Raw genomic sequence first — 13413 nt, forward strand, 5'->3', positions numbered from 1 at the left:
GGTCGGCGTCGCACGGTCGGCGCGTCACGTCGCGCGGTCGCAGCGGCGTCTCGCGGTCGGCGCACCAACGGCGCGACGCCGCTGCTACCGCGCGACGGCGGGGTCGGGGTCGCGGCGGCGGGCGACCAGGTCCGCGAGCGCGAAGCCGAGCGCGGCGAGCAGGATCAGGAACGCGAGGCCGCCGCCGCCGAGCACCGCGAGGTGGTAGTCCGCGAGCCGGGCTCCCCCGAGGTCCGCGTTCAGCAGGGAGAAGAACACGGCGCTCGCCCCCGCGACGCCGATCGCCGTGCCGACCCGCTGCCCGACCTGGCCGACGGACGCGGCGACGCCGCCCTTCGCCACCGGCACCTCCGACAGGGTCAGCGTCTGGTTCGGCGAGACGACGGAGCCGCCGCCGGCGCCCGCGATCAGCAGCGCGGCGGCCATCAGCCAGGGCGCCCAGGCGGGCGGCGAGAGCACGGCGGCGGTCAGCGTCGCGGCGAACCCGACGAGCGCGACCACGAGGCCGACGACGACGAGCGCCCGGCCGTAGCGGGAGACGAGCCGACCCGCGGTGTAGGAGGACGCGGCCGACGCGATCGCGAACGGGATCGTCACCATCCCGGCGAAGACCGGAGCGAGCCCGAGCCCCTCCTGCAGGAAGAGCGTGTTCAGCAGGAAGGTGGCGGGACCGGCGGCGAACCAGGCGGTGGCGACGAGGATCCCGTTGCGGTAGGAGCGGCGCCGGAACAGCTGCACGTCGACGGCCGGGGTGCGCCCCGACTCGCGGTAGCGCCGCTCCCACGCGACGAAGGCGGCGAGGAGCGCGGCGGCGGCGAGCAGGAACAGCCAGCGCCACGGGCTGTCGCCCGGCTGCCCGGTCGTGAGGACGAACGGCAGCATGAACGCGACGACGGTGGTGCCGAGCAGCCCGACGCCGAGCGGGTCCAGCGACTCGCGGTGGTCCCGCTTCGGCTCCCGCGGCAGGACGCGCATCGCGAGCACGAGCAGCAGGGCGCCGAGCGGCACGTTCATCCAGAAGATCGCCCGCCAGCCGTCCTGCTCGCCGCCGAGCAGGATCAGGGCGCCGCCGATCGTGGGGCCGAGCGCGGTGCCGACGCCGACGCTCGCGCCGTACGCGCCGAACGCGCGTGCCCGCGACTCCCCCTGGTAGAGCTCCTGCGCGATGCCGAGCACCTGCGGCATCTGCAGCCCCGCGCCGATCCCCTGCAGGAAGCGGGCGGCGAGCAGCAGCCCGGCGCTCGGCGCGAGCGCGCAGAGGAGGCTGAAGACCGTGAAGACCGTGAGGCCCACGAGGAACATGGTGCGGCGGGACAGCACGTCGCCGAGGCGGCCGCCCGGCACGAGCGCGAGCCCGAACGCGAGCGCGTAGCCGGCGACGATGATCTGCAGCTCGGTCGGCCCGGCCCCGAGGGCCCGGTCGATGGAGGGCAGGGCGACGTTCACCTTCGACAGGTCGAGGATCGTCAGCACCGCCACCGCGATGCTCACCGCGAACGCGCGCCGCTTGGCCCCCTCGTCGAGGTCCGCCGCCCGCTGCGCTGTCGCCGCGGTCACGGGGCCCGACGGTACGCCGACCCCGGTGCGCGCCCGCTGAGCGCGCTCGCCGGTCACGGACCGACGAGGAGAGGGCCACCCGAGGCGGGAGCCCCACGAGCGGAACAGCGGCCACGCCGGGGTGGAGATGGGGGGAATCGAACCCCCGTCCACTGCTGGAGAGCGACGTCTTCTCCGGGCGCAGTCTGCGTGTGTCGTTCTGCTCGGCCCCGATCCTTACCGCAGACGGATTGCGATCGACGGGCCCAGCCCTGGTTGAAGTCCCGTGACGCCCCAGGACGGAGCGATCACAGCGAGCCCCCTTGATGACGCCGGCTACCGGGGCGGAGGCGGACCCGGGCCGACGGCGTCACTCCGGCTGCTTACGCAGCGAGAGCGAACGCGGTGCGAGACTTACTGGCACCTATGTTTTGCGCGCAGCGTTGTACGAGATGAGCGCGCATCCTCGGCCCGCTTCCCGTCCCTGAACAGGCAATGTCGAAACCGATCATCCCCGTGCTGGGCGTGCGAGCCGCTGTTCCGCTGTGGAGTTGTGAGACCCCTCGCGGGGCCCGTCGAGTGTAAGGCACGGCCCCGACCGGGTATTCCGCCACCGCGCTGCTGCGGTCCCCAGGTGCAGTTGCGGCGGCACGTGCCGCCGCAACTGCACCTGGTCGCCGCACGAGCGGCGGCCGGCTCACAGCTCGAGCGCGAGGTACCGGCTGCTCGGGTCGTCCGTGTAGCCCGCGAAGGGCGCGCAGGGGCGGAACCCGTGCCGCAGGTACAGGCGCACCGCGGGCTCGAAGAACGGCTGCGTCCCGGTCTCGAGGCTGAGCCGGCGCCAGCCGGCGTCCCGCGCCGCGAGGACGAGGTGCGCGAGCACCGCGGTCGCGACGCCGCTTCCCCGCGCGGCCGGAGCGGTGCGCATCGACTTGACCTCGCCGGTGCCGTCGCCGAGGTCCTTGACCGCGCCGCAGCCGAGCAGCACCCCGTCGGCGTCCCGCGCCGTGACGAAGCGCACCGACGGTGCGGCGAGGGCCGCGGGGTCGAGGGCGTGCACGCTCTCGGGCGGGGAGGTGCGCCGCATGTCCGAGAGGTGCTCCTCGAGCAGCGCGACGACGTCCGGCTCGAGCGGGCTGCCGCCGGCCACCGTGAAGGTCACCCGCTCATCCTGGTGCCGCAGGTCCCGCCCGCGGACCCTCGGTCTCGAGGATCCTGCGTCGCACCTCGACCAGCGGGAGCGGTCCGCACCGACCCGGCGCGCGTCTACTCGCCGAGGCGGTTCCGCGTGCGCATCGCGCGCTGCGCCTCGCGCAGGTCCTGCCGCTCGCGCAGGGCGTGGCGCTTGTCGTAGTCCTTCTTGCCCTTCGCGAGCGCCAGCTCGACCTTCGCCTTGCCGTCGTTGAAGTACAGCGACAGCGGCACCAGCGTGTAGCCGCCCTCCCGCACCTGCGAGTGCAGCTTGAGGATCTGCTGCTTGTGCAGCAGCAGCTTGCGGGTGCGACGCGGCGGGTGGTTGGTCCAGGTGCCCTGGTTGTACTCGGGGATGTGGACCGAGTCGAGGAACGCCTGCCCGCCGTCGATGTAGGCGTAGCCGTCGACGAGCGACGCGCGCCCCTGCCGCAGTGACTTCACCTCGGTGCCGGTGAGCACGATGCCCGCCTCGTAGGTGTCCTCGATCGTGTAGTCGTGCCGCGCCTTGCGGTTCGTGGCGACGACCCGTCTTCCCTGCTCCTTCGGCATGAGCCCGCCTCCCTCCGCGTGCTGGCGACCCGCCATCGTAGCGAGGCCTCCGCTGTGGAGAACGGCGGGGGACGCCCCCGGATTCCGCTAGACGCGCAGGTAGCGGCTGATCGCCACGTTCGAGGAGACCGCGGCGAGCAGCACGCCCGCGCCGATCAGGATCGGCACGACGACGAGCGCGTCCGGCACCGTGACGAAGGCGACGTCGCGCTGCGCCCTCGCCAGGTAGCCCTGGACGAAGAACTGCACGATGCCGACGGTCGTCGCCGCTGCCAGCACCGACCCGATGAGCGAGGCGATGACCCCCTCCACCACGAACGGCGTCTGGATGAAGCGGTTGGACGCCCCGACGAGCCGCATGATGCCGAGCTCGCGCCGGCGCGAGAACGCCGAGAGCCGGATGGTCGTGGAGATCAGCAGCGTCGCGGCGACGAGCATCACCGCGGCGATCACCGCGGCCGTGATCGAGGCGGTGTTCAGGACGGCGAAGATCTGGTCGAGCAGCCGCCGCTGGTCGGTGACCGCGTCGACGCCGGGCATGCCGCTCAGCGCCTGCGAGAGCGCGTCGGCCTGGCTCGGGTCCTTGAGGTTGATCCAGAACGCCTCGTTCAGGATGCTCGGCGTCACGATGTCGGCGACCGGGTTGCCCTTGAACTGCTGCTGGAAGTTCTTGTAGGCCTGCGCCTGCGTCTCGAAGTAGTACTTCTGCACGAACGTGTTGACCGGCGGCGTCTTCAGCGCCTGCTCGACCGCCGCGGTCTCGGCCTTCGTGACCCCGGTCGGGCAGCTCGCCGACTGCACCGCGTCGTTGCAGAGGTACACGGCGACCTGCGCCTTGTCGTACCAGAAGTTCTTCATCTGGCCGATCTGCAACTGCATCAGCGCCGCCGTGCCGACGAACGTCAGCGACACGAAGGTGACGAGCACGATCGACACGACCATCGACAGGTTGCGCCGCAGCCCGCTGCCCGCCTCGGACAGCACGAGTCCCAGCCTCATGAGGACGGCCCCACCTCGTCGTCGTGGCGCTGCGCGAGGCCGAGCCTGCGCACGAAGTCCAGGTGGTCCGGCAGGTCGCCGCGGTGCCGGCCCGCGAAGCCGTCGTCCGCCTGCTCGTCGCCGGTGTTCTCCACCGACGCCCGCATCCCGCCGCGCTGCGGCCGGGCCACGGGCGCCGTCGTCTCGGCGGCGGGGGCGGGCGCGCCGACGACCGGGGACTGCCCCGTCGGCAGGCCGGTCTCCCGGCGCTGCGCCGGCACGGGCGCCGCGAAGAACAGGTTGCGGCCCTGCGCGTCGTCCGCGGGCTCCGGAGGCGCGAGCGGCGCCGCACGCCACGGCGCGTGCTCGCCGGGCACCAGCACCGGGCCGGTGTCGGTCCGCACCCAGATCTCGTTCGTCGCGGGAGCGGCGGTCGGCACGGGACCGGTGCGCGGCCGCGCGGGCGCCGGGGCCTCCTCCACCGCCGCAGCGGGGCGTGACGGGCGCGCCCACATGGGCGTCGACCCCGTCGCGGGCCCGGCCGGCTTCTCGCGCTTCGGCAGCTTCAGCGAGGAGGTGACGTAGGTCGCCTCGAGCTCGTCGCGGATGATATGGCCCTGCACCAGCTCCACGACGCGCTTCTGCGCCTTGTCCACGAGCGTGACGTCGTGGGTCGCCATCACCACGGTGGTGCCCTGGGCGTTGATGCGCTCCAGCACCTGCATGATGCCCTCGCTGGTGCGCGGGTCGAGGTTGCCGGTCGGCTCGTCCGCGAGCAGGATCGCCGGCCGGTTCACGACGGCGCGCGCGATCGCGACGCGCTGCTGCTCGCCGCCGGACAGCTCGTTCGGGAAGTTGTCGGCCTTCTCCGCGAGCCCCACGGTCTCGAGCACGTCGGGCACGGTGGTCTGGATGAAGCCGCGGGACTTCCCGATGACCTGCAGCGTGAAGGCGACGTTCTGCGCGACGGTCTTGTTGGGCAGCAGCCGGAAGTCCTGGAAGACGACGCCGAGGCTGCGGCGGAAGTACGGCACCTTGCGGGTCGAGATCGAGGTCAGGCGCTGGCCGAGCACGTGGATCTCGCCCGCGGACGGCTTCTCCTCGCGGAGCATCAGGCGCAGCAGGCTCGACTTGCCGCTGCCGGACGCGCCGACGAGGAAGACGAACTCGCCGGCTCCGATCTCGAGGGAGATGCCGTCGAGCGCGGGGCGCTGGGCGCCGCGGTAGCGCTTGGAGACGGAGTCGAAGCGGATCATGACGGCAGACACCATAGGTCCGGATCCGTGACGACGCGGCGCCGACAGGCGAACTGCACCGATGGGATTCGCCTGACCCGAGGGCCCCGCAATGGTCTGCCCGGCTCAGTCCGGCGCGCCCCCGCCGCCCGTGCCGCGCCTGATGAGGACCGCGATCCCGATGGCCGCGAGCACCGCCCCGGCGATGGAGGCGCCGACCCACAGGGTCTGCGCCAGGCCGTCGGTCGTGGCGAGCTGCGCGATCACGGAGACGAACAGCACGAGCACGCCGCCGAGCAGCAGCGCGGTGCCGAGCGCGGGCGGGCGGCCCGGCACGTCACGCCTCCGGGTCGCGCTTGCGCCAGCGGATGCCGGCGGCGAGGAACCCGTCGAGGTCGCCGTCGAACACGCTGGAGGGGTTGTTCACCTCGTGCTCGCTGCGGAGGTCCTTGACCATCTGGTACGGCGCGAGCACGTAGTTGCGGATCTGGTCCCCCCAGCTGGCGGTGATGACGCCGGCCAGCTCCTTCTTCTTCGCCGCCTCCTCCTCGCGCCGCTGGATCAGCAGGCGGGACTGGAGCACGCGCATCGCGGCGGCGCGGTTCTGGATCTGGCTCTTCTCGTTCTGCATCGACACGACGATCCCCGTCGGCAGGTGCGTGATCCGCACCGCCGAGTCGGTCGTGTTCACGCTCTGGCCGCCGGGGCCCGACGAGCGGAAGACGTCGACGCGGATGTCGTTCTCCGGCACCTCGATCTCGCCGGACTCCTCCAGCAGCGGGATCACCTCGACCGCCGCGAAGCTGGTCTGGCGCTTGCCCGCCGAGTTGAAGGGGCTCATGCGCACGAGCCGGTGCGTGCCGGCCTCGACCGACAGCGTCCCGAAGGCGTAGGGGGCGTCGACCTCGAAGGTGGCGGACTTGATGCCCGCCTCCTCCGCGTAGGAGGTGTCCATCACCGTCGCGGTGTACCTGTGCTGCTCCGCCCAGCGCAGGTACATGCGCAGCAGCATCTCCGCGAAATCCGCGGCGTCGACGCCGCCGGCGCCCGCGCGGATGGTGACGACGGCCGGCCGCGGGTCGTACTCCCCGTTCAGCAGCGTCTGCACCTCGAGCTCGTTCACCGTCGCCTCGACGGCGGCGAGCTCGGCCTCGGCCTCGGCCGCGCTCTCGGCGGCCTGCGCCTCGTCGTCCTCGGCGTTCACCAGCTCGACGAGCACCTCGAGGTCGTCGAGCCGCGCCTCGACCCGGGTGACCCGGGACAGCTGGGACTGCGCGTGGCTCAGCTCGCTCGTCACCTTCTGCGCCGCCTCCGGGTCGTCCCAGAGGTCCGGCGCCGCGGCGCGGGACTCGAGGTCGGCGATGCGGGCGGCGAGCGCGGTCACGTCGACCACCGCGAGCACGTCGCCGAGCGTCGAGCGGAGGGCGGCGATCCGGGGGCCGTAGTCGAGCTGCACGGCGCGCCATGGTAGTCGGGACGCATCCCCGGCACCGCGTACCGTGGTCCCCGATGACCGCCGCCGAGCCCTACCGCCTCGGCTCCGCCGCACTGCCGGTCTACCTGCCGTCGCTGCTGTTCGCGATCGGCGAGGGCGCGATCATCCCGGTGATCCCTGTCGACGCGGCCCGGCTCGGCGGCTCGCTCGCGCTCGCGGGCTTCATCTCCGCGCTGCTGATGGTCGGCACGCTGATCGGGGACCTGCCGAGCGGCTGGATCGTGAGCCGGGTCGGCGAGCGCAACGCGATGATCGGCTCCGCGCTCGTCGCCCTCGTCGGGCTCGCGCTCTGCTTCCTGGCGCCGGTGCCCGCGGTGCTCGCCGCGGGCGTGCTCCTGCTCGGCATCGCGACCGCCTCGTTCGCGCTCGCGCGGCAGGCGTTCATGACCTCCTTCGTGCCGCTGTCGCACCGCGCGAGGGCGCTGTCGCTGCTCGGCGGCATGTTCCGCGGCGGCTACTTCGTCGGCCCCTTCCTGTCGGCGGGCCTCATCGCGCTGACCGGGTCGACCCGCTCCACCTTCCTCATCGCGGCGGGCGCCTGCATCGTCGTCGCCGTCGTGCTGCTCGTGCTGCCCGACCCGTCCGAGGTGCTCGCGCGCCGCCGGCAGGAGGCGGTCGCGGCGTCGGCCGCGGCGCCCCAGGTGGACCGCGTGGGCGGCGCCGTCGCCGAGCCGGCGCGCGCCGGCCTGCTGCGGACGATCGCGCAGCACGGCCACGTGCTGGCCCGGATGGGCACCGCGGCCGCACTGATCGGCGGGCTCCGCTCCAGCCGCCAGGTGATCCTGCCGCTCGTCGGCGTCAGCCTCGGGATGCCGGAGAGCAGCATCGCGCTCGTGATCGGCGTCGCGGGCGCCGTCGACCTCGCGCTGTTCTTCACGAGCGGCCAGATCATGGACCGGTTCGGCCGGCTGTGGAGCGCGATGCCGTCGATGATCGGCCTCGGGATCGGTCACCTGCTGCTCGCCGTCACCCACGGGCTGCCGGGCGCGGTCGCGTGGTTCGTCGCGACGGCGGTCCTGATGTCGGTCGCCAACGGGCTCGGCAGCGGCATCCTGATGACCTTCGGCGCGGACCTCGCGCCGCGGCACGACCCCGCCCCGTTCCTCGGCGCCTACCGGTTCACCGGCGACGCGGGCAACGCCGCCACCCCGCTCGTGGTGTCGGCGGTGACGGCGGTCGCGTCGCTGCCGGCCGCCGCAGCGGTCATCGGCGTGCTCGGGCTCGCGGGCGCCGGGATGCTCGCCCGCTGGGTGCCCCGCTTCATCCCCCGGCCCGCCCGCGCCTGACCCCGGCCCGGCCGACGTCAGCCGAAGCGGGCGGCGGCGCGCGACTCGACCCGGACCGGGACCTCGACCGGCAGCAGCGCGTGCGCGAGCGGCGGCCGCCACACCGCTGCCACGACGACGGTGGCGACGCGCCCGTCGTCGGAGACCCGCGCGTCCACGAGCCGCAGGCCGACCAGGTCGCCGCGGTCAGCGGCACCGACCGCGGCCGCCGCCGCCTCGCGCACCCGGGTCCCGGTGAGCCGGGGCACCACCGCGTCCCCCTCCACCCGGACGTCCGCGACCCGGAACGACTCCGCCGAGGCGAGCGCGGCCCCGTCGGCGACGGTGAGCAGCCGCAGGCGGTCGAGGTGCAGCGCGGTCGCGCCCGCCGCCACGGCCACGAACGCGACGGCGACGAGCACGAGGACGAGCAGCAGCGGCAGGGCGGACCCGTCGTCCCGCCTCCTCATGGCTGCGGCCGGAAGGCCGAGACCCGCTGCACGGCGGCCGCGTCGACGGGAACGCTCGCCGGGGCGTCGACGGCGACCGCGGGCGGCAGCAGCAGCAGCGCGGTCGCGAGGAGCGCCGACACCCGCACCGCGCCGCGGGGCGTCAGGCAGTCGTCCGGCGCCGGCCGGCACTCGACCGCCACCGACGCCGCGCCCTCCGGCACCCGCCAGTCGGCGAGCGCCACCCGCACCGCGGCGTCCGCGGCGGCGCGGCCGGCCGCGTCGTCCTCGGCCAGCACGATGCTGCGGGCCGCCTGCCGTGCCGCCCCCTCGGCGGCGAAGGCGGCGCCCTGCAGCGCGGAGAGCGTCAGCACGAGGTAGACGAGCGGCACGAGCAGCAGCACGCCGAGCACGAACCCCTCGACGGCCGCGGACCCGGCCTCACTCCCCCGGCTCGAGCGCGGCATGCCCGGTCACCTCGATCCCGTCGGGCGGGCCCAGCAGGCCGATCACCGGCAGGGGGATGCGCGCCGTGACCCGGACGGCCGGCTGCTGCGCGAACGCGGTCCGCCCCGCCGTGATGGAACGGGCGTAGCGGGGTCCGAGGCTGTCCGTCAGCACCTGCCGCGCGCGCTCGACGCCGTCCTCCGTCGTGTTGCCCTCCACCGCGGCCCACCTCGCGCCCTCCGCGGCGGCGTCGAGCGCCGTGTTGCGCACCAGCAGCGCCGCGCCGACCTGCAGCACGCCGAGCACCAGCACCACGAGCACGGTCGCGGACAGCAAGAACTCCACCGGCGCCGAGCCGCGCTCCCCGTCGGGCGGGACGGCTGGGGCTCCGGGCACGGCAGCAGTGTGACCGGGACGCCGCTGACGCGTCCGGAGTTGTCCCCAGGCCTCAGCGCGCGACGATCGCGAGCCCCACGGTGCCGACGTACGCCGCCGGGATGCCGAGCCCCTCGAAGCCGACGCCCCGCCGATCGCGGACCAGCAGACCCGCGGCGAGGACGGCGGTGATCAGGATCGTCCCGCCGAGCAGGACGAGGCTCGTGGGCCCGGCCGCCCGGTAGATCGACCCGTCGAGGTAGAAGGCGTCGGCGACGGGCAGGGTGAGCACGTCGAAGACGTTGCCGCCGATGATGTTGCCGACGCCGAGGGTCAGCGCGCCCTGGCGGATCGCGGCGATGAGCACGATCAGCTCGGGCAGCGAGGTGACCGCGGTGGTGACCGTGAAGCCGGTGATCCCGCTCGGCCAGCCCGTCGCCGCGACGACCCCGAGCCCTGCCTGGCCGATCACCCAGCCCGTCACGGCCACGACGAGGCCGAGCCCCGCGAGCGTGCCCCACAGCACCGGCAGGGGACGGCCCTCGTCCCCGTCGTCCCCCTGGTCGTCGCGCGTGTCGCGCGTGCGGACCGGCTGCCACATCGGGTCGGTCTGCATGCGCTGGACGAGGCGCAGCCCCGCGACGTACAGGATCGGGATCGCGATCGTGACGGGGTGGAACCACCCGATCAGCAGCTGCGGGGTGGCGAAGGCGACGACGGGCAGCGCGAGCAGCCCCATCAGGACGACCGCCTGCAGCATGTTCTCGAGCGAGGCGGCAGCGTGCTCGAGGTTCGCCCGGCGGTACACGAGGTCCGCGATCGCGAGCCAGACGGTCTGCAGCGCGACGCCGCCGATCGGGTTCGCGAGCGCGAACTCCGCGTCGCCGGCGAGCGACCCGGTCGCGGTCGTCACGATGCCTGGCAGCGAGGTGATGACGCCGAGGAAGACGGCACCCGCGATCGCCTCGCCGAGCCCGGTGCGGTCCGCGAGCTCGTCGGCGGCGCGTGCGAGCCTGCTGCCCGCGAAGACGATGACGACGACGGAGCCGAGCAGCGCGAGCACGCTCGGCCAGAACGGCCAGGCGGTCACGGGGCGCCCCGCTTCGACCTCGGCGTCATGCGACCAGCCTGGTGGACGGCGCCTGCGGGCGCCCTCCTCGGCTCCCGGCCGGTCGGCCCGAGCCGGGTCAGTCGCTCCGCGCCGCGGAGGACAGGTCGTGCAGCGACCGCCCGGTCCGCGGCGCCCCCGTGAGGTGCGTGATGCGCTCGGCGCCGCCGGACGACAGCGCTACGGCGCCGGCACCGTAGAGCGCGGCGACCAGCGCGGCCGACTTGCCGAAGCCGATCCGGTTGCCGAGCCCCCGCCACACCGCGATGGAGCCGAAGAGCAGTGCCATGAGGCCCGAGACGGCCGCGCCGCCCACCAGCCCCGCCCCGACGGCGCCCTGCTTCGCGGTCTCGGTCAGCTCCGTCTTCGCGGTCGCGACCTCCTTGTCCACCAGGCTCGACACGTCATGGCCCACCTGCTCGGCCAGCTCGCTCAGACCGTCCCCGTCACCCCGCTCGTCGCTCATGACCACAGCGCAGCACCCGCGCCTGGACGCGGGGACGACATGGGCTCCGTGCGGACTCCACGCCGGGTGGGAGGTTCCGCCGGAGGACCGGCCGCCGCCCCCGGACCGCGCGTCAGGCCGTGTAGCCGGAGAAGTCCTCCTCGTGGATCCGCTTCCGCTTGACCCCCGCGTCGCGCAGGGCGTCGACCGCGGCGTCGACCATCCGGGGCGTCCCGACGACGTAGTGGTCGAAGTCCCGTGGCTTCCCGAGGACGGACTGGAGCAGCGCCTTCCCGAGGCGCCGCCGCTCGCCCTGCCACCCGGGATCACGGGTCATCACGGTCGCGAGGACGAAGCCGGGGTTCGCAGCGGCGAGCGCCCGCAGCTCGTCGAGGTAGGCGACCGACGACCGATCCCGGTTCACGAGGAGGAGTCGCACGTCGTGCAGCCCGCCGCGGTGGTCCAGCTCGCGGAGCATGCTGACGAAGGGCACGACCCCGATCCCGCCCGCGATGAACGACAGGGGACGGCGCCGCGACGCCGGCAGCACGAGGTCGCCCTTGACCCGTTGGATCCGCACCCGCTCCCCCGGCTCGAGGGCGGCGAGGGTGCGCTTGTACCCGCTGTCGCCGGACCGCACGGCGATCGTGATGCGGCCGGTCTCCGAGGGCGCGTTGACGATCGACAGCTTGCGGCTGCTCCTGCGGTCGGGCCACCGCAGGTGCTCGACCTCGACGCGGCAGTACTGGCCGGCGAGGAACGGCACCTCCTCCTCCGGCTCGAAGGCGAGCTCGAGGGTCCTGGCGGCGATCTCACGGCGGGCGACGAGGACCGCCCCGGTCGAGGCGCTCATGGACGCGTCCGCTCCTCGGCCTGATGCATCACGTGCCCGCCCCCTGTCCGGTCCGCTCGCGGCGCCGGGCGCTGCTCGCGGACTCGAGGCGAGGCGGCGGCCCTGCCGTCGGCGGTTCCGACGGTGCGGCGTGCACTGCTGAGCGTCCGTCGGCCCTCTGGGCGTTCTCTGGCCGCTCACCGATGACGGGCTGTCCGTCGAGGAAGCACCGGTTGAGTCCTCGAAGGACCGCAGGCCGGTCGCCCCTCGCTCGCGCTACATGCCGGAGACGCTCTGCATCGCCTGGTCGAAGAGCCCGGTCAGCGCCGGGCCGGCCACGCCCCACAGCAGGACGACGAGTCCCGCGGTCATCAGGGTGACGAGCACCCAGCCCGGCACGTCGCCCCGTTCGGCGTCGTCCGCGAGCGGTCGGCGGGTGGTCGCGAGCAGCGTCTTCATCGGGTCCTCCGGGCGGATCTCGGGTCGCCGTCAGTGTGCTCGCCCGGACGCTCGGGCGGCGGCGGTTCTCCACAGGACGTGGCCCGGGTGCGGTGCGCTCGACACCCGAAGTGGGAGCCGAGACGCCGCCGGCGCGTCCCTACGCTGCCGGACGGCCGGAGCGACGTGGAAAAGGACTGATGACCAGCAGGAACGCCGTCACGCGACTGAGCGCGGTCCTCGTCGCGCTCGGCGTCGTCGCGACCGCGGCGGAGGCCGCGCCCCGCGCCTCGGATCCGCTGGCCGTCCCCATGGCGCGGACGATCGCCGGGGCCCCGACGACGGGCGGCCCCGCGGGCCTGCACCCCGCCGACATCACCGACGCCTACGGGCTGTCCGGCGGGGTCGTGGGCGGCACCGTCGGCGTCGTGATCCCCTACGACACCCCCGAGCTGGAGTCCGACCTCGCCCGGTACCGCAGCACCTTCGGGCTGCCGGCCTGCACCACGGCGAACGGCTGCTTCCGCAAGGTCGACCAGGACGGCGGCACCTCGTACCCCGCCTTCGACGCCGGCTGGAGCCTCGAGGCGAGCCTCGACGTCCAGGCGGTCAGCGCGGCCTGCCCGTCCTGCCGGATCCTCGTGGTCGAGACCGCGAGCGCCGCCGTCAGCTCGCTGGGCACCGGCGTGAACACCGCGGTGGCGCTCGGCGCGCAGGCCGTGTCGATGTCGTGGGGCGCTCCCGAGACCGCCGATGCGTCCGTCGTCACCGCCCGCTACTTCACGCACCAGGGCGTCGCGCTGGTCGCCGCCACGGGCGACTCCGGCTACCCGCAGGCCACGATCCCGGCGACGCTGCCGACTGTGATCGCCGTCGGCGGGACGACGCTGAGCCGCGCGGGCGCCACCGGCGCCGCGCAGCGCCGGGCCGCGGACAGCGGCATCGAGGTGGCGAACGGCGACGCGACGCGCGCCGCGGGCATCACGCCGGAGCGGCAGCACCTCGCCACGCTCGCCGCCGCGAAGACGGCGCTCCGCACGGCGCGCGCCGGCGCACGCGCCGCCGCG

The 13413-nt window shown here is 74.3% G+C and carries 16 protein-coding genes and 1 other RNA gene; 2 read left to right on the forward strand and 15 right to left on the reverse strand.

The features are described from left to right. Nucleotides 1-84 precede the first annotated feature (84 nt). The 8 genes from ACFSBI_RS09270 to prfB form a co-directional block, all read right to left on the reverse strand. Nucleotides 85-1557 (reverse strand): MFS transporter, encoded by a 1473-nt coding sequence (locus ACFSBI_RS09270; RefSeq protein WP_377934241.1) that lies wholly within the window; start codon nucleotides 1555-1557, stop codon nucleotides 85-87. Nucleotides 1558-1676: 119 nt separating this feature from the next. Then, nucleotides 1677-2052, reverse strand: a transfer-messenger RNA (tmRNA) gene (ssrA, locus tag ACFSBI_RS09275). Between the two features lie 181 nt (nucleotides 2053-2233). Next, entirely contained in the window at nucleotides 2234-2698 is a 465-nt protein-coding gene (locus ACFSBI_RS09280) for a GNAT family N-acetyltransferase (protein ID WP_377934243.1), read from the reverse strand. 104 nt (nucleotides 2699-2802) lie between these two features. Continuing rightward, nucleotides 2803-3279: an SsrA-binding protein SmpB gene (gene smpB, locus ACFSBI_RS09285; RefSeq protein WP_377934245.1), complete on the reverse strand. Its 477-nt coding sequence runs from the start codon at nucleotides 3277-3279 to the stop codon at nucleotides 2803-2805. A gap of 87 nt (nucleotides 3280-3366) precedes the next feature. Beyond that, nucleotides 3367-4278 (reverse strand): permease-like cell division protein FtsX, encoded by a 912-nt coding sequence (ftsX, locus tag ACFSBI_RS09290; protein WP_377934247.1) that lies wholly within the window; start codon nucleotides 4276-4278, stop codon nucleotides 3367-3369. Further along, the gene (gene ftsE, locus ACFSBI_RS09295) at nucleotides 4275-5513 is read right to left on the reverse strand and encodes a cell division ATP-binding protein FtsE (RefSeq protein WP_377934273.1); all 1239 of its coding nucleotides are present in this window, start codon (nucleotides 5511-5513) and stop codon (nucleotides 4275-4277) included. Before ftsE ends, ftsX begins: the two co-directional genes overlap by 4 nt. A 105-nt stretch (nucleotides 5514-5618) precedes the next feature. Beyond that, on the reverse strand, nucleotides 5619-5828 hold the full coding sequence (locus ACFSBI_RS09300; RefSeq protein ID WP_377934248.1) for a hypothetical protein: 210 nt from the start codon (nucleotides 5826-5828) through the stop codon (nucleotides 5619-5621). 1 nt (nucleotide 5829) lies between these two features. Further along, the gene (gene prfB / locus ACFSBI_RS09305) at nucleotides 5830-6924 is read right to left on the reverse strand and encodes a peptide chain release factor 2 (RefSeq protein WP_377934275.1); all 1095 of its coding nucleotides are present in this window, start codon (nucleotides 6922-6924) and stop codon (nucleotides 5830-5832) included. Between the two features lie 77 nt (nucleotides 6925-7001). Here prfB and ACFSBI_RS09310 point away from each other — a divergent pair, with 77 nt between their 5' ends. Then, the gene (locus ACFSBI_RS09310; protein ID WP_377934250.1) at nucleotides 7002-8273 is read left to right on the forward strand and encodes an MFS transporter; all 1272 of its coding nucleotides are present in this window, start codon (nucleotides 7002-7004) and stop codon (nucleotides 8271-8273) included. Nucleotides 8274-8290: 17 nt separating this feature from the next. On the opposite strand, the gene ACFSBI_RS09315 is transcribed toward ACFSBI_RS09310, so the two are convergent. The 7 genes from ACFSBI_RS09315 to ACFSBI_RS09345 form a co-directional block, all read right to left on the reverse strand. Beyond that, nucleotides 8291-8722 (reverse strand): hypothetical protein, encoded by a 432-nt coding sequence (locus tag ACFSBI_RS09315; protein ID WP_377934251.1) that lies wholly within the window; start codon nucleotides 8720-8722, stop codon nucleotides 8291-8293. Then, the gene (locus tag ACFSBI_RS09320; RefSeq protein WP_377934253.1) at nucleotides 8719-9168 is read right to left on the reverse strand and encodes a hypothetical protein; all 450 of its coding nucleotides are present in this window, start codon (nucleotides 9166-9168) and stop codon (nucleotides 8719-8721) included. The genes ACFSBI_RS09315 and ACFSBI_RS09320 overlap by 4 nt, the downstream gene beginning before the upstream one ends. Continuing rightward, complete coding sequence (locus ACFSBI_RS09325; protein ID WP_377934255.1) at nucleotides 9143-9544, reverse strand: TadE/TadG family type IV pilus assembly protein; 402 nt, start codon at nucleotides 9542-9544, stop codon at nucleotides 9143-9145. The genes ACFSBI_RS09320 and ACFSBI_RS09325 overlap by 26 nt, the downstream gene beginning before the upstream one ends. Nucleotides 9545-9596: 52 nt before the next feature. After that, nucleotides 9597-10613 carry a sodium:calcium antiporter gene (locus ACFSBI_RS09330; protein WP_377934257.1) on the reverse strand — a complete coding sequence of 339 codons (1017 nt, stop codon included), beginning with the start codon at nucleotides 10611-10613 and terminating at the stop codon, nucleotides 9597-9599. A 97-nt stretch (nucleotides 10614-10710) separates the two neighbouring features. Beyond that, nucleotides 10711-11097 carry a phage holin family protein gene (locus ACFSBI_RS09335; RefSeq protein ID WP_377934259.1) on the reverse strand — a complete coding sequence of 129 codons (387 nt, stop codon included), beginning with the start codon at nucleotides 11095-11097 and terminating at the stop codon, nucleotides 10711-10713. Nucleotides 11098-11209: 112 nt separating this feature from the next. After that, a complete protein-coding gene (locus tag ACFSBI_RS09340) occupies nucleotides 11210-11929 on the reverse strand; it encodes an FAD-dependent oxidoreductase (protein WP_377934261.1) in 720 nt (239 codons plus the stop codon). Between the two features lie 255 nt (nucleotides 11930-12184). Continuing rightward, a complete protein-coding gene (locus ACFSBI_RS09345) occupies nucleotides 12185-12367 on the reverse strand; it encodes a hypothetical protein (RefSeq protein WP_377934263.1) in 183 nt (60 codons plus the stop codon). Between the two features lie 179 nt (nucleotides 12368-12546). On the opposite strand from ACFSBI_RS09345, the gene ACFSBI_RS09350 reads away from it, so the two are divergent. Then, on the forward strand, nucleotides 12547-13413 hold an 867-nt coding region (locus ACFSBI_RS09350), incomplete at its 3' end, for a S8/S53 family peptidase (RefSeq protein WP_465252514.1).

Origin of the sequence: Amnibacterium endophyticum (assembly GCF_042680685.1) — a bacterium.
GTDB classification, from domain to species: domain Bacteria; phylum Actinomycetota; class Actinomycetes; order Actinomycetales; family Microbacteriaceae; genus Amnibacterium; species Amnibacterium endophyticum.